The 16,016-nt window shown below is 60.2% G+C and carries 11 protein-coding genes; 6 read left to right on the plus strand and 5 right to left on the minus strand.

Features of this window, described 5'->3' with window-relative positions:
- Positions 1-19 precede the first annotated feature (19 nt).
- Positions 20-1,234, plus strand: coding sequence for a phosphoserine phosphatase SerB (serB, locus tag KGA97_RS05395; RefSeq protein ID WP_008027919.1), 1,215 nt, complete (start codon positions 20-22; stop codon positions 1,232-1,234).
- Between the two features lie 120 nt (positions 1,235-1,354).
- Here the strand turns inward: serB and KGA97_RS05400 are convergent, their stop codons facing one another.
- The 4 genes from KGA97_RS05400 to KGA97_RS05415 all read right to left on the minus strand — a co-directional run bounded on the left by KGA97_RS05400 (position 1,355) and on the right by KGA97_RS05415 (position 6,625).
- Positions 1,355-3,142 (minus strand): molecular chaperone, encoded by a 1,788-nt coding sequence (locus KGA97_RS05400; protein ID WP_223480335.1) that lies wholly within the window; start codon positions 3,140-3,142, stop codon positions 1,355-1,357.
- A gap of 210 nt (positions 3,143-3,352) precedes the next feature.
- The gene (gene asd, locus KGA97_RS05405; protein WP_008040415.1) at positions 3,353-4,213 is read right to left on the minus strand and encodes an archaetidylserine decarboxylase; all 861 of its coding nucleotides are present in this window, start codon (positions 4,211-4,213) and stop codon (positions 3,353-3,355) included.
- A gap of 18 nt (positions 4,214-4,231) precedes the next feature.
- The gene (locus KGA97_RS05410; RefSeq protein ID WP_008040417.1) at positions 4,232-5,047 is read right to left on the minus strand and encodes a rhodanese-like domain-containing protein; all 816 of its coding nucleotides are present in this window, start codon (positions 5,045-5,047) and stop codon (positions 4,232-4,234) included.
- Positions 5,048-5,086: 39 nt separating this feature from the next.
- A complete protein-coding gene (locus tag KGA97_RS05415) occupies positions 5,087-6,625 on the minus strand; it encodes an HDOD domain-containing protein (protein ID WP_223480336.1) in 1,539 nt (512 codons plus the stop codon).
- A 166-nt stretch (positions 6,626-6,791) separates the two neighbouring features.
- Between KGA97_RS05415 and motA the strand changes: the two genes are divergently transcribed.
- Positions 6,792-7,643: a flagellar motor stator protein MotA gene (gene motA, locus KGA97_RS05420; protein WP_008027935.1), complete on the plus strand. Its 852-nt coding sequence runs from the start codon at positions 6,792-6,794 to the stop codon at positions 7,641-7,643.
- A 3-nt stretch (positions 7,644-7,646) separates the two neighbouring features.
- Positions 7,647-8,666: a flagellar motor protein MotB gene (gene motB / locus KGA97_RS05425; protein ID WP_192226918.1), complete on the plus strand. Its 1,020-nt coding sequence runs from the start codon at positions 7,647-7,649 to the stop codon at positions 8,664-8,666.
- A 705-nt stretch (positions 8,667-9,371) separates the two neighbouring features.
- On the opposite strand, the gene rsgA is transcribed toward motB, so the two are convergent.
- The gene (rsgA, locus tag KGA97_RS05430; RefSeq protein WP_008035286.1) at positions 9,372-10,403 is read right to left on the minus strand and encodes a small ribosomal subunit biogenesis GTPase RsgA; all 1,032 of its coding nucleotides are present in this window, start codon (positions 10,401-10,403) and stop codon (positions 9,372-9,374) included.
- A 107-nt stretch (positions 10,404-10,510) separates the two neighbouring features.
- Here rsgA and orn point away from each other — a divergent pair, with 107 nt between their 5' ends.
- The 3 genes from orn (at position 10,511) to KGA97_RS05445 (ending at position 15,929) form a co-directional block, all read left to right on the plus strand.
- Positions 10,511-11,053, plus strand: coding sequence for an oligoribonuclease (gene orn / locus KGA97_RS05435; RefSeq protein WP_008035288.1), 543 nt, complete (start codon positions 10,511-10,513; stop codon positions 11,051-11,053).
- A gap of 179 nt (positions 11,054-11,232) precedes the next feature.
- The gene (locus KGA97_RS05440) at positions 11,233-11,844 is read left to right on the plus strand and encodes a trimeric intracellular cation channel family protein (RefSeq protein WP_008035291.1); all 612 of its coding nucleotides are present in this window, start codon (positions 11,233-11,235) and stop codon (positions 11,842-11,844) included.
- A gap of 125 nt (positions 11,845-11,969) precedes the next feature.
- On the plus strand, positions 11,970-15,929 hold the full coding sequence (locus tag KGA97_RS05445; RefSeq protein ID WP_223480337.1) for a dermonecrotic toxin domain-containing protein: 3,960 nt from the start codon (positions 11,970-11,972) through the stop codon (positions 15,927-15,929).
- Positions 15,930-16,016 lie beyond the last annotated feature (87 nt).

A 16,016-nucleotide genomic window follows, 5' to 3' on the forward strand; every position in this document is an offset into this window, starting at 1 on the left:
CCACCTGCGGGGGTGCGCCTTGCGCGAAATCGTCCTGATAAACATCACTGGTGAGGACCGTCCGGGTCTGACCGCGGCCATTACCGGCGTTCTGGCCCAGGGTGGTGTGAACATTCTCGACATCGGTCAGGCGGTGATCCACGACACCTTGTCGTTCGGCATCCTGGTTGAAATTCCTGACACCGAGCAAGGCAAGTCGGTGCTCAAGGACATCCTGTTCAAGGGCTATGAGCTTGACCAACAGGTGCGTTTCACGCCGGTGTCCGAAGAGGATTACCAGCAATGGGTCGGTAATCAGGGCAAAAAACGCCACATCGTGACGCTATTGACCCGCAAAGTGACTGCCGGGCAATTGCAGGCCGTGAGCTCGATCACCGCCAAATATGGCCTGAACATCGACCACATCGATCGCCTGTCCGGGCGCATGCCGCTGGATACCCCGGCCGATAAAGGCAAGGGCTGCATCGAGTTTTCCGTGCGTGGCGAAGCGGCGGATCCGCAAGCGCTACGAGCGGAATTCCTCAGCGTCGCCCAGGAATTGAACGTCGACATCGCCTTCCAGGAAGATTCGCTGTTCCGCCGCAACCGTCGTCTGGCGGTGTTTGACATGGACTCGACGCTGATCGAAGCCGAAGTCATCGACGAACTGGCCAAGGCGGCCGGTGTGGGCGATCAGGTTTCGGAGATTACCGAGCGGGCGATGGCCGGCGAGCTGGATTTCCGTGCCAGCTTCAAGGAACGCCTGGCGTTGCTCAAAGGGCTGGATGTCAGCGTGCTGGATTCGATCGGTGCCTCGCTGCGCCTGACCGAAGGCGCCGAAACCCTGTTCGCCGAGCTCAAGCGTCTGGGCTACAAGACCGCGATTCTGTCGGGCGGCTTCACCTACTTCGCCAAGCAATTGCAGGCCAAGCTGGGCATCGACTACGTGTTCGCCAACGAGCTGGAAGTGGTCGATGGCAAGGTCACCGGCGTGGCGGTCGAGCCGATTGTCGATGCGCAGCGCAAGGCGGATCTGCTGAAGGAGCTGGCGCACAAGGAAGGCTTGCGTCTGGAGCAGACCATTGCGGTCGGCGACGGCGCCAACGATTTGCCGATGCTGGCGATTGCCGGGCTGGGCGTGGCATTCCGCGCCAAGCCGCTGGTCAAACAGTCGGCGAAGCAGGCGATCTCCACGTTGGGGCTGGATGGCGTGCTGTATTTGCTGGGTTTTCGGGATCGTGACGGGCAGCTCTGAGTCTTGTATTGACTGATAGGGCCTCTTCGCGGGCAAGCCTCGCTCCTACAGGTAATTGCGTACCCCTGTAGGAGCGAGGCTTGCCCGCGAAGGACGCACCGCGGTCTCAGGACTTCACCCTCAAAGCGTCTTCCACAACGAATCAAACTCCTCCTCGACACCAACCACGCCGCTCCCCGCGGCGTTGTCGTTTCTGGCGGCCTCAAGCGACCGATACGCAAACTGATTGAAGCTGTTGGTGCTCGACACCCGCCGATCCAGTCCGGCCCGGCGCTCCTCGCCGTTGGTGTTGATCAGCACTTTGTGGCCTTCCTGGAACGGCAGGCGCGGAGCGAGCAGGGTGGCCGGTAAATCTATCGCGCTGATGGCCGGCAGCAACAAGCCGCGCAGGTAGTGGCTGTGGTCGTCCCGGGTGCGCACCAGTTGCAGGCCGCAAGGTTCGGCGTATGGCGCGACTTGCTCGATGCCCATCTGCGTGCCGCCGCCGCGAACCTGGCGAATCCAGCGCACCACCGCAATGCTCCAGCCTGCGCCCGCCGTGTCCTCGATGCCGACCATCTCGCCAGCCTGTAGCTCGGCTGGCACTGCGTCAGGCCAGGCCAGGCAATAACCGCCCGGGCTGTGATTGATCACGGGCAGGACGTACGTCGGAAAGTGGCGATTGCTGTCGCTGGCTTCGTGACTGTCGTCATTCTGCAGCTGCCGGTATTCGATTTCTTCGTAGGGCAGCAACGTGTCGGCGGTGCCGTGGGGCGCTGCGTCGAAGGCATGGCTCCATTGGTCCTTTTCCCGGAGCGCGGGCGATATCGCCGTGAACTGCGCACGGCGGGCGCCGGGGTGTTTCAGGATTTCGCTGAACGGGCGCTGCCCGCCCAGATAGAAGTGCAGCGCGCTCATGCCCACGCACAAGGTCAAGGTGCCTTGACTGGCGGTGCGCTGGAAACTGCGCTCGACCGCCTGCCCCCACGCGGCCCTCAGGTGTTGCAGCGTATCCAGGCTCAGGCCTGCTGGCACCGGGAGTGGCGACTCACTGTCGTTTTTTTCCAAATGGGTGTCGATGGCTGCGACCAGCGGCTGCGGATCGAACCCCAGCAAACGCTCCTGTTGCCCGGGCCGGAATTTCGAGCGGTAACGCGGCCCGATGTCGAGTTCCGGGGCGATGGCAAACAATCCATCGGCCGGTGTTTCCGGTTGCAGCTTGATCAGTTTGCTCCACGGCTCCAGCACTTCGGCGAGCCGCGCGATCTGGTTCTGGCGCAGTTGATTGCAACGTGCGGCGCCCACTAGCAGGGCGACCACGTACGTCTGTTCGATGCTCAGGTTTTGCGTCTGACTCGCCAATTCATCGCGCAGGTTCAGATGCTGCAGCCGAAGGCTACAGGCGATTCGATACAGCTGGTGCAGCTCCAGCCACACGCCTTCCGGCACCGGGCAATAGAGTTGGGTGGCGCGGATCAGTGACCCGTTGAGGCAATGCATCGCCCGCTGCAACGCCTGGGCCAGCAGCGGCGCACGGTCCTTGCTGAAGCGCGGCGTGATGCGCACGACGATCTGTTTATAGCCGATCGCCAAGTGGCTTTGCAGCGCCTGGCAGAGGTTGGCGATCTTGCTTGAACGCTCGTCGAGGGCAATCGACTGGTGCAGGAAATGCCGCTCCAGGTGTTTGCAGACGTAATACACCTCGGGCCTTAGCAGTTCGAGCAATTGCAGGCGATTGTCGCTGGGTGTCAGTAACTGGTTCAGTTCGCTCAAGCCTTGATAGAGCTGGCGAGCGGTTTCGCCGATGTTGGCTTTGGGCAGGTTGGCGATCCAGCGCTTGAGGTCGCGCGGGGTGGCTTCGCAGAACGACAGGCGCAACTGTGCGGGGACAGGGGCGCGCAGCAGACGGTGGGGACTGGTCTCATTCATGCGGTGGACAAACTCCAACCGGGAAATGGGCAGTGAATGACCAGACTTTAGCAGCTATGACTCGGGGGCGCGCATTGCAATGCCTGTTCTCTGTAGGAGCGAAGCTTGCTCGCGAAGAGCCGGAGGACGACGCGGATCATCAGGCAGATCCCGGTTGTCGTTGACGACCTTCGCGAGCAAGCTTCGCTCCTACAGTAAAGCGGCGTTGGATCAGGCTTTCGGCAGGCCCATGCCCTGGCCCATCTGCACCGGCGAACCGGCCGCCAGTTCTTCAGCCCACTGCACTTGATCCGGGCCGAACAGCACAACAGCCGTCGAACCCAGTTTGAAACGACCCAGTTCCGCACCTTTCTCCAGGTGGATCGGCGCACGGGCAGCTTCGTCGTAGCGGAAGGTTTTCAGCTCGCGTTTCGGCGGGGTCACCAAACCAGCCCACACGGTTTCGATCGACGCCACGATCATCGCGCCCACCAGCACCACGGCCATCGGCCCGCGCTCGGTGTCAAAAATGCACGCCACACGCTCGTTGCGGGCGAACAGCTCCGGAACGTTTTCCGCCGTGGTCTGGTTGACCGAGAAAATCCGCCCCGGAATGTAGACCATCTCGCGCAGCGTGCCGGCCAGCGGCATGTGCACGCGGTGGTAGTCTTTCGGCGACAGGTAAATCGTCGCGAAATCACCGCCCATGAACGGCGCGGCGTTTGCCGCGTCACCGCCCAGCAGTTCCAGCACGCTGAAGCTGTGGCCCTTGGCCTGGAACACGCGACCGTGCTCGATCGGGCCGAGCTGGCTGACCGCGCCGTCGGCCGGGCTGAGGATGGCGCCCGGGGTTTCGTCCAGCGGACGAGCGCCGTCTTTCAAGGCGCGGGTGAAGAACGCGTTGAAATGCTCGTAGGCGGTCAGGTCTTCGACCAGGGCCTGGGACATGTCCACCTGATAACGCTTGGCGAACCACGCGGTGAACGCATTCTTGAACCAGCGCACACGGCATTCGGCGATGCAGCCGGCCAGTCGCGAGAGCAAGTGGTGGGGCAGCAGGTATTGGCTGAGGATAAACAAACGCTTATTCATTAACTGTCCTTAAAAACCTTAAATCTCTACAGGCGTATCGGGATGGTTACCCCATTCGCCCCAGGAGCCGGCGTAGCCTTTGACCCGCGGATAACCGAGGGACTTGGCCACCAGATAGGTGAAGCCAGAACGGTGGTGAGTCTGGCAGTGGGTAATCACTTCTTTGTCTTTGCTGATCCCGAGTTGTTCGAGGATCTGCGGCATGTCCGTGCGGATGCGCAGGTTGCGCGTCCGGTCCATGCCCGCGGTCCATTCGAAATTGACCGCGCCGGGAATGTGTCCGCCCTTGGCCGCCAGGACTTTCTCGCCGGAGTACTCCAGCGGCCCGCGCGCATCCCAGATCGCCAGGTCGGCGGCGCCGAGACGGCTTTGCAGGTATTCGCGGGTGGCGGTGGGTTCGTCGTGCAGGGTCAACGCAACCGGGCCGCCGACCGCGGGCGGGATCTGTATCGACATCGGCGAGCCTTCCGCCAGCCATGCCGTCAGACCGCCGTCGACATAGTGATACTTGTGGTGGCCGATGACATCCAGCAGCCAGATAAAACGCCCGGCCCAACCGCCGCCTTCGTCGTCATACACGACGTAGACCGCATCGGGGTTGTGGCCCAGCTCGCCGAACAACGCTTCGAGAGCCGCTTGCGGTGGCATCAGGCCCGGCGCCGGTGGCTGGCCGAGTTGCGTGCGTTTCGGATCGACAAAGCGCGCGCCGGGAATATGCCCTTCGGCATAGCGGGCGCTGCTGGTCAGGTCCACCAGAATCAGATCGCGGGCATCTAGTCGAGAGAGCAAGTCGCTCGGTTCGATCACCAGCGGCAAGCCAGAGAAGTCAGACATGTGAGGTCTCCAGAGCACAAAGGGGAGGATTGTAGCGGGTCATTGGCCGCGATGGCTAAAGGTGTGCAGGGCTTTCTCGATGCACTGCGCCGTTTTGCCAAAGGCTTGCACGGTAATTTCGGAGAACGGCCCGCCGCCCTGGTCCGCCACCACGATCATGATCACGCGGCCGTTGTTGACCAGCGAGCGCAACAGCAGGTGTTCGCCACCGAACTGCGAGCGCAGGCTGGCCGGCAGCAGCGCCGAAAATTGTGCGTTGTTGGCCGGGGTCAGTCGTACCTGGGCTTGCTGCGAGAGCAGGCGTTGCAGCACGGTGCTTTGACTGACCACGAAATTCAGGCCGGCCGTTTCTTTCGGCAGCCCGGCAATCTGGTGCACGCGCAGATTGGCGTGTGTGCGGTCGGCCATCAGGATCATCACCCGGCGCATGCCACATGCAACCAGTGCATCGCGGGCCGAGTTGGTCAAGTGCATGGCATTGGTGAAACGACTCGGCTCCACCAGCAGCTCGGCGCATTGTTTGCGCCACTTGGCCAGGTCCTCGGCGGTCGGCGCCGGGGCCGGCAGCAAACCGGCGTGCACACGGTTCATGCCCTGCGGCCAGAGCAGCGCGACGGCGGGGTGCCAGAGGTCTGGCATGGCGTGCTGGCGCGCACTGTTGGCGGCCTGCTGGTGAAGTTGCTGCTGCACCTCGTCCATCGGCATTTGCAGGTAAAGACTGGTCAGGTACTGCCAGCGTTCACTGTGCGGACAGTCCCATGCGTGCTGTGCCGACAGCGCCAGACCGTTGGCCAGCAACACCGTGTTGGCCGGCTGATTGAGCCAGCGGCGTAACGTCGGATCGTCATCGAGACGGTTCTGCTGGCGCAATGGATGATCGCTGTCGCGCGCGATGCGCAGGACTTTCACCAGTTCCCGTTGCTCATTGAGTAACAGCTTGTAACCCTGCTGCACCCAGTTCGGCAGGTGCCAGATTTCCACCAGTGCCTGACCGATTTCCAGCAGGCGTACGCCGAATAATTGTTTCTCGACTTTACGTGCGGACTCGCCCTTATGGATGACCCGCAGCTCCCATTCTTCGAGCAATTGCGGATGGGTCAACGCCAATGGCCACAGCGGCGATAAAAACAGCAGGCTGCCCCAGTGGATGTCCTGCCACAGCCGCGCCAGGCGAGCGGCGAAAAAGCCGTTGGCCTGTTGCGTCGCGTGCTGGCTGATCATCTGCAACTGGCGCAGGGTCACGGGAATGTCCGATTCCGGTATCGCGGGCAGCCGTGCGAGCAGTTCTTCGGTGCGCTTCAAACCGAGGCGATTGATCGCCACCTCAAGGTTTTCCGCAGGCTCGGTCATGCTGCCGTGGGTGTGCCGGTTGGCTTCGCGAATCACGCTCAAGGCCAGGGCGGGGCTGTCCTGCATCAGCTCGGCGATATCGCGCAACGAGCTGCGGTTGTCGCCGATGGCCTTGCAGACCCGGTCATGACTGCCTTGCGGAACGGGCAGGTGCACGCCGTCCAGAAGCTTTACCCAGCCTTGGAGAGTGTTTGGTTTTGGAGTTGGAACGTTCGTTTCGTTAGCCATGGTTGGACGCGATCATCGTCTGCATTACCTATGCCCGAAGTGGGCCAAATTGGCTTTTCGCCTGAACTGGCTATAGTCTGGCGCAGTTTTGCCGATAAGTAGAAGAAGAGATTTTTTAACTTCCGAATATGACCTTGAACCCGACTCAGTAAGTGCTCTCCTACCTATGGCTAAAATAATCGGCATCATCGTCGTATTCGCGAGCGTGCTCGGCGGATACGTGCTTTCCCACGGCAAGATTGCCGCCCTGATACAACCCTTCGAGGTGATGATCATCGGTGGCGCGGCCCTTGGCGCATTCCTCCAGGCCAACCCCGGTTACATGACCCTGCACGTGCTCAAGAAGTCCTTGAGCATGTTCGGATCGCGTTTCAATCACGGCTACTATCTTGAAGTGTTGGGGCTGATCTACGAGATCCTCAACAAGAGTCGCCGCGAAGGCATGATGGCCATCGAAGGCGACATTGAAGATGCCGCCGCGAGCCCGATCTTCGCCAAGTACCCGTCAGTGCTCAAAGACGAGCGCATGACCGCGTTCATCTGCGATTACCTGCGCATCATGTCCTCCGGCAACATGGCTCCCCATGAGCTGGAAGGCCTGTTCGACATGGAACTCTACAACCTCAAGGAAGACCTCGAACACCCGTCCCACGCGGTGAACGGCATCGCCGACGCCATGCCCGGCTTCGGTATCGTCGCGGCGGTATTGGGTATCGTGGTGACCATGGCGTCCTTGGGCGAAGGCGACCAGAAATCCATCGGTCTGCACGTGGGTGCGGCACTGGTCGGTACCTTCTTCGGTATTCTCGCGGCGTACGGTTTCTTCGGCCCGCTGGCCCACTCCCTGGCCCACGATGCCAAGGAAGAGCTGAACGTCTACGAAGCCATCAAGGCCTCGCTGGTGGCTTCGGCTTCCGGCATGCCGCCATCGCTGGCGGTAGAGTTCGGGCGCAAGGTTCTGTACCCGGCGCACCGTCCTAGCTTCGCAGAGCTGGAACAAGCGGTTCGCGGTCGCTAAGTCATGGAAAATAATCAGCCGATTATTATCAAGCGCGTCAAGCGCATCGCCGGCGGGCATCACGGGGGCGCCTGGAAAATCGCCTTCGCCGACTTCGCGACGGCGATGATGGCGTTCTTCCTGGTGTTGTGGCTGCTGTCCACCGCGACACCGGAACAGAAGCTCGCCATCGCCGGTTACTTCAAAGACCCGATCGGCTTTTCCGAAAGCGGTACGCCGTACATCATCGATCTGGGCGGCACGCCGACCCTGGCGCCGGAAAACACCCTCAACCCCGAGGTGAAATCCCAGCCGCAGCCGGACAAGGTGACGGTCGACGCCGAGCAGGTCGAAGGCATGGCCGAGATGGTGGAGAAGGAACGCCTCGAACTGTTGCTGCAAGAACTGCAGAACAAGGTCGAAGAGAATCCGCAACTGAAGAAATTCAAGGACCAGATTCTGTTCGAGATCACGCCGGATGGTTTGCGCATCCAGATTGTGGACGCCGAAAACCGCCCGATGTTCGACTCCGGCAGTGCGCGCCTGAAACCGTACTTCGAAGACATTCTGCTGGCCATGGCCGACACCATCAAAGCGGTGCCGAACAAGATCAGCATCAGCGGCCACACCGACGCCAAGCCGTACAGTGGCCAGGGTGATTTCGGCAACTGGGAGCTTTCAGCCAACCGTGCCAACGCTGCACGTCGTGCGCTGGTGGCGGGCAGTTATCCGGAGCAGCAGATCGCACGCGTGGTCGGTTATGCCTCGTCGGCATTGTTCGATCGCGAGAACCCGCTCAACCCGGTCAACCGCCGCATCGACATCATCGTGCTGACCAAAAAAGCCCAGCGTGCCATCGAAGGTTCGCAAGGAGCGGAGCCGACTCCGGAGCCGACGCAAGGGCAGGGCGGCCCGGGTGAAGTGCCGGCCGATCCGAATGCATTGCCGGCGGATAAAGAACCGCTGCCGGCGCATGAGCTTCGCGAGCGCTTGAATCTGTTCGATGACCCGGCACCGAAACCGGCTGAACCGCCGAAGCAGTGACCCACAAAAAAGCCGACAGCGATGTCGGCTTTTTTTTGCTTTGGTTTGGAGGTCACTTCATTTTCAGTTTGAGCGCGGTCCCTTGTAGGAGCCGGCTTGCTGGCGATGGCGGCCTTATGGCTGGCGTGGGTTTTTTGGTGTGTACATATCCATTCCTGCGGTAACGGCCGCCTATGGTTTCGCTCTTACAGCGAGTCACTTTGGAAAAGCCCCAAAGTAACCAAAAGGCTCTTGCCCCTTTCGTTCGGTGGCTCGCTAATGCTCACCATGCCCTCGCTCCGGTCCTGCTCCGTGGGCCCGCCGCCATCGGCCATCCATGGCCGGGGGCGGCTAACCCGGCATCCATGCCGGGTTGCCCACTGCGCAGAACCTGCGCTCGGCCTCTCGAGGGGGCGCTCAGATCAAAAGCGGAAGGCGAGCTAACGCTCGGCCTGATGAGTGGTGAGAAGCGAAAGCAAACGCGATTCCCTGTAGGAGCCGGCTTGCCGGCGATAGCGGTGGGTCAGGCAATAAGTACGTGACTGAACGGACGCAATCGCCGGCAAGCCAGCTCCTACAGGTATTGCGCTCGTCCCGGTGTCGCCAAACTACGTCGAATTTGCAGGCACCAGGACAGCCATGACACTTTGGATGTGCAGGGCTGTGCACCGAAAATGAGAAAGCCGCGAGATGATCGCGGCTTTTTTTGTTTCTGCGAGAAGCGGCCTAGTAGCTGCTCTCCGGCAAACTCGCGATGATCGAGCGATAGCTGTTCATTCGTTGCTGCTGCACGCGACCTTCTTCCAGTGCCTTGAGCAATGCGCAACCCGGTTCGCGGTCGTGCTTGCAGTCGCGGAAGCGGCAGGTGCCGATCAGGTCGTTGAACTCGATGAAACCGGCTTCGACGTCGGAACGGCTGACGTGGCCCAGGCCGAATTCGCGGATACCCGGGGAGTCGATCAACTCACCACCACCGGGGAAGTGGAACAGCCGCGCGGTCGTGGTGGTGTGAGTGCCCTGGCCGGACAGCTCGGACAACGGGCCGACGCGGGTTTCGACTTCCGGCAGCAGGCTGTTGACCAGCGACGACTTGCCGACGCCGGACTGGCCGACGAATACGCTGATGCGTCCGTCCAGTTGTTCCTGAAGTTGCTCCATGCCATTGCCGTGGTGCGCCGACACTTCCAGTACCGGATAACCCAGCGTGCGGTAAACCGCGAGCAAGGCATTCAGCGCCGGGGCGTTCTGCTCGTCGATCAGGTCGAATTTGTTCAGCAGCAGCAACGGCCGGATGCCGGCGTGCTCCGCAGCGACCAGATAGCGGTCGATCAAATTGGCGTGAGGCTCGGGCAGCGGCGCGAAGACGATGACGATCATGTCGACGTTGGCGGCCACCGGCTTGAGCTGGCCACGACTGTCCGGGCGGCAGAGTTCGGTTTTGCGCGGCAGTTGCGCCACGATCACCCCGATGCCCTGGTTGCCGGCACGCCAGACCACCTGATCGCCGGTCACCAGCGCCGGCAGGTTGGCGCGCAAGTGGCAGCGGAACACCTGGCCGGCCAAATCGCCATCGAGTGCTTCGACTTCGACCTGCACACCGAAGTGTGCGATCACCAGGCCGGTCTGTTCCGGACCCAGGTCGCCACCCTCAAGTGCCTCGACAGCCGAGGACTCGCGTTTGGCGGCGCGGGCAGCGCGTTCGCCCTGAATCTTTTCGATGCGCCAGTTTTGACGACGATTGAGTTGGCGTTTGGCCATGGGTGTTCCGTATCAAGAATGCAGCGATTAGGTAAAACGGCCGCGAGTTTAGCACGCCCGGCCACCTCCCTAGGCTAAACTGCGCAGCATTGCCTAGGAGCCGACACATGCAAAACCCGCAGAATCTGATCTGGATCGACCTGGAAATGACCGGTCTGAACCCTGATACCGACGTCATCATCGAGATGGCCACCATCGTCACCGACAGTGATCTGAACACCTTGGCCGAAGGCCCGGTGATCGCGATTCACCACAGCGATGAAATCCTCGCCGGCATGGACGAGTGGAACACCCGTCAACACGGCGGCTCGGGCCTGACCCAGCGCGTGCGCGACAGCCGCATCAGCATGGCCGAAGCGGAAGCCGAGACCATCGCTTTCCTGGAGAAGTGGGTGCCGAAGGGCAAGTCGCCGATCTGTGGCAACAGCATTTGCCAGGATCGCCGCTTCCTTTATACGCACATGAAATCCCTGGAAAGCTTCTTCCACTACCGCAACCTCGACGTCTCGACGCTGAAAGAGTTGGCCGCACGCTGGGCGCCGGACGTGCGCGACAGCTTCAAAAAGGGTAGCACCCACCTGGCGCTGGACGACATCCGCGAATCCATCGCCGAGCTGCAGCACTACCGCAAGCATTTCATCAAATTCTGATTCAGCAGCGCCTGTGCTGACGCTTTCGCGGGCAAGCCTCGCTCCTACAGGTTTTGCGCAAACCTGTAGGAGCGAGGCTTGCCCGCGAAGGGAGCGACGCGGCCTATCTCCGTGAACGCCCCCTTTTGGTGCTGCACCTAAATGGCTAGACTGCGCGCCTTCCTGCAAGGACCGCCACCATGTTGCTGATGCTTTACCTGATCGCCATCACCGCCGAAGCCATGACCGGCGCACTGTCTGCCGGCCGTCGCGGCATGGACTGGTTTGGCGTGGTGCTGATCGCCTGCATCACGGCGTTGGGCGGCGGTTCGGTGCGCGACGTGCTGCTGGGTCACTACCCGCTGACCTGGGTCAAACACCCGGAATACCTGGTGCTGACCTCGGTTGCGGCCATGGTCACTGTTTTCACGGCTCGCTGGATGCGCCACCTGCGCTCACTGTTTCTGGTGCTCGACGCCGTGGGACTGGTGGCGTTCACCCTGATCGGCTGCATGACCGCGCTGGAAATGGGCCACGGCATGCTGGTGGCGTCGGTCAGCGGTGTGATCACCGGGGTGTTCGGCGGCATCCTGCGCGACATCTTCTGCAACGACATCCCGCTGATCTTCCGCCGCGAACTCTACGCCAGCGTCTCCTTCGCGGCGGCGTGGTGCTACATGCTGTGCATCTATCTGCAACTGCCCGGTGAACAGGCCATTCTCATCACGCTGTTTGGTGGCTTCCTGCTGCGGTTGTTGGCGATTCGTTTTCACTGGGAAATGCCAAAGTTCGTTTATAACGACGAGCAATGAGCGGCAATGCTTACATTCGTCAATAACGGCACGAATGACCTATAAAGTTGCGGTATATATGTAGCGTTTGTCAGGCAAGTAATTAAATAAGCTGTGGTTTTCCACTGTTTAAAAAGGTTACTTGCATGTCCGATTCAGACTCGACAAACGCGCAGCCCGGCGCGCATCAAACGTTGATAATAAAGTCGATTCCCGACTGGTTGATTCGTGCGCCTGCCGAAAGACGCCTGGCATTGAAAAGCGCCGGGGTTGTTTTTCCTGACTGGTACCGCTCGGCATCCGCCGCCAGTCATGAGGCCTTGAAGCAGGCGACTCAACGTAGCTGGGTTTCGCAAACCCGGGTGGACCGCCTGTTTGAAGGCCTTGCCGACGTTCGCGCATTTGCCGAGCCGTTGCTGGTTGAGGCCCTGAAAAGTCAGTTCGAGATAGAACTGGATGTCAGGAAAACGTACCTGCGACTCTATGTCCCCAAAGACTTACCGGTCCGCTATGAAGTGACGACGATTTCACTTCTGGATGCTGCCTTGCATAACTTCGAAATGAAGGAGGCGGCAGCGCGTTACTTTGACAGCGCTTCATGTTTTATCACTGAGCCCGATGCGGCCGGACAGTTCGATATCCTTCAAATTAATAGTCGCTTGTCTGTCGCGGCATTTGCCTCGCTGTGCCGACAACTTGATATCGGAGGGCGCTATAACCAGCAACTTGAGGCGCTGTTATTACCTGCGGATGCTGCGGCCAGAGCGATGCTGGCACACAAGGTCGTTGCCAGTCAGCAGGATCGATTCAGGGTGGCAACACTCCTGGCGCGAATGAAAGGGGACATTGGGCACGCTGAACAGACGCTATTGCTGGGCCTGCTCACAGAGCAAAAAACACCATTGCCTGGCGCGAAAGCGCTGCGCTTGTATCAACTGAGCCTCCTGGGAACGGCGTTGACCGGCATCGTGCTGTTCTCGGCGGATCCAGAACATTCTCGCGAAGTTGAACCGGTGATTGCCTACATCCCCGATGACCCTGAGCACCCGCTGAAAACCTATGCCTCCACCCGCGAATTTGTGGACGAACTGACCCGGCAATTGCGCTCTACCGATTACCAGCGTTTTTTTGCCCGGTTTGTCGCTCACGACCAACGAGGCACCTTTTTCGCCACGTTGCTTAATTTGCTCAACGCCGCAGCCCCCGATGCGCGTCCCAACCTCCGGATGCAAACACAGCGCGTGGGTCCGCAACTGTGGACCTGGCTGTACCAGTCCAGGCTGAACCAGATCCTCAATGACGCGCGCGTCATGGCCGTGTCTACCGCAGACGAAGACCGCAAGTCGCGCTGGGAACAATGGGACTGCCTGGAAAAAGTCGCCACCGTTGTGCTGGAGGTCGCGGCGCTGGCGGCGATCCCGTTCGTGCCGTTTCTGGGCGAACTGATGTTGGCCTATACCCTGTACCAACTGCTGGACGACACGTTTACCGGCATCCTTGATTGGGCCGAAGGGCAGTTGATCGAAGCGTCGGCGCATTTGCTGTCCATTGCTGAAACGGTCGCCCAGTTAGGCGCGTTTGCCTTGGGCGGCCTGGCCGTCGGCAAACTGCTGTCCGTCGCCCCCGGCGCTTTCGTCAACCGCTTGAAAGTCGTTGATTTGGGGGCGGGCCAGCAACGATTGTGGAATCCCGATCTGAGTACGTATGAGCGTGCGGTGCGCTTGCCAGCCGACTCCCGGGCCGATGCGCTCGGTTTGCATCGGCATCAGGGCGCGAGGGTGCTGCCTCTTGATGGGAAAACCTATGAAGTGGTGCCCGAGACTGACGGGGATGCCTATCGCATTCGCCACCCGGACAGGCCGGATGCCTACAAACCACAACTTGCTCACAACGGCGCAGGAGCGTGGGCGCATGAGGTTGATCGCCCCATGGAGTGGCGGCGCGCACAGCTGTTTCGGCGCCTGGGGCATTCGGTGGCCGAGTTTTCGGATGTCACGGCTGGACGCATTCTGGCGGTAAGCGGCATCGACGAGGCAGTGCTGCGCGACATGCACGTTCATACCCGGCGCCCTCCAGCCTTGCTCGAAGACACCATCCAGCGTTTCAAACTCGATCAGCAGATTCAGGCGTTCATTACGCAGATGCAAAGCACCGATTCGCGGGTGTATTTGAAAGCCGATCCGCAGATGCAGGTGCAACTGCTGCAAGCTCAGGGCGTCAGCCTGCAGGACAGCCAGCTGCGAAGCGGCGATGTGGTTCGAAGCGTGATTGAAACACTTGAGGATGCGCAGCTGAAAAAACTGCTGGGTGAAAGCCCTGCGTTTGGCGATTCATTGCCAGGAATCGACGTGCGAGCCGCCCGGCTGCGACTCAGAATCGCGGTTTGGGCACAGGAGAGTCGTGGCAGTTTGTTCGAGACAAGTGAACGCCACTTTGAGCTGAGCAGTGATGAAAACACCCAGCAGATACGCCGGATTTTTCCTGACCTGCCCAAAACCATCGCTGAAGAATTATGGCGCCATGCAGCGGCTGTCGATCGCCTTCACATGCAGCACAACCCCGGAATCACCCGGCGAATGGCGCATGAAGCGCTGTTCTATCTACGGGAGGTGCGCCTGAGCAGGGCGTACGAAGGGCTTTATCTGGAGACGAGTGCAAATCCGGACTCCGACAGGCTGGCGCTGCATGGGCTCGAAAACCTGAACGGCTGGTCGCCAGAGGTGCGCATCGAAGTGCGTGAGGGCAGCATTGACGGTGAGTTGGTGGACAGTATCGGTGGTCCCGAGGCCCCGATTCGCAAAGTTCTGGTCAGACAGAATGGCCAGTACCAGGCCTACGATGGCTTCGGCAAGGAGCTGCACGCATTCGACGATCTCTACGGCGCTGTCCAGCATGCTCTTCCCGATGTTCAGCGCCGGGCGTTGGGTTTGCCTCATGTCGGGCAGGGCGTGGGGCTTCGGCAGGCGGTCAGGCAACAATCACTGATGCCTCGCTCGCAAGCCCGGGCCTTGCTGGGACAGCCGCCTTTGGAGGCGGACGCTCGTTCGCCCATGGGGCTGGCCGTGGGGCGTACCGGCTATCTGTTGGGCGGTGGCGATTTCGTACCGGAGCCGGTGCGCTCCGTAGGGCAGCGGCTTCAAGCGCTGTACCCGACGCTCTCCGAGGAAGAAATGACGACGCTACGCAGCGAGCGATTGATCGGGGAGCCGGTGTTGGCCGTTGCGCGCCTGGAGAATGAGTACGTCACGTTGGTCAATGATTTGGAGATGTGGAGCAATGACGTGCCTCCCCGTCATCCGGCCACGGGATCGATGCTCACAGACAATGAACTCTCTATTCAGCGCCAGGGCAGAAAGCTGTTCGCGCAGGAGTTGCAGGCAAATTGGAGTCGCAGACTGACGACGGCCAACCGCTACACACCGACCACGCTTGATTACGATCTGGAGATACTCGGCGAGTTACCGGTGTTGTCGGCAGACTTCAGCCATGTTCGTGAGTTGTCTTTGAGCAGCAGCGCCGGGTTGGGCGGGCATTCCTTTCTCGCCAGCTTCCCGGGTGTGCGGTACCTGACATTGTCAGGCTTCGCGCTGGAGACTTTGCCCATGGAAATCTATCAGATGAGGGCACTGGAGACGCTGACCCTTGATGACTGTGCTATCGAGCTGAATGAGGCGGCGGTCGAAGGCCTCGCGCATATGGAGGATTTGACGCTTTTACACTTGGATCATAACCCTCTTGGGTTGCCCCCCGATGTTCGTTTCATGAGCCAGCTGGACAGTCTCTACTTGAAAAACACGGGTTTGATGGAGGTGCCTGTTGGATTGTTCGATCTTGAACAGTTGGCATTCGCCGATCTGAGATTCAATCAGATCACCACATTGCCGGATGAACTGTTTGAAGTTTCAGATGCTCGAGAGGTTAATTACAACTTGTTGGGTAATCCGTTAAGTGAAGCCTGCAGGTCGCGCATTGAGAGTTATATTGAGAACTCAAGTCTTGATAAAAAGATAATGATTCAATTTGATGGTGCGCTGGGTGAAGAAATCGATTGGCAGGAAGCGCCTGATTCGGACGACAGCGGAGTTGATGAAGGTGATTCGGACTGAGTCGGCTGTAATACTTTGTAAGTGATTGGTTGGGTGGAAAGTATTATGTTTAAGTTTGTGGTAATTACTGCATTGAGGCGCTGATTT

The organism is Pseudomonas sp. BF-B-15, from assembly GCF_019946675.1.
GTDB lineage: Bacteria > Pseudomonadota > Gammaproteobacteria > Pseudomonadales > Pseudomonadaceae > Aquipseudomonas > Aquipseudomonas migulae.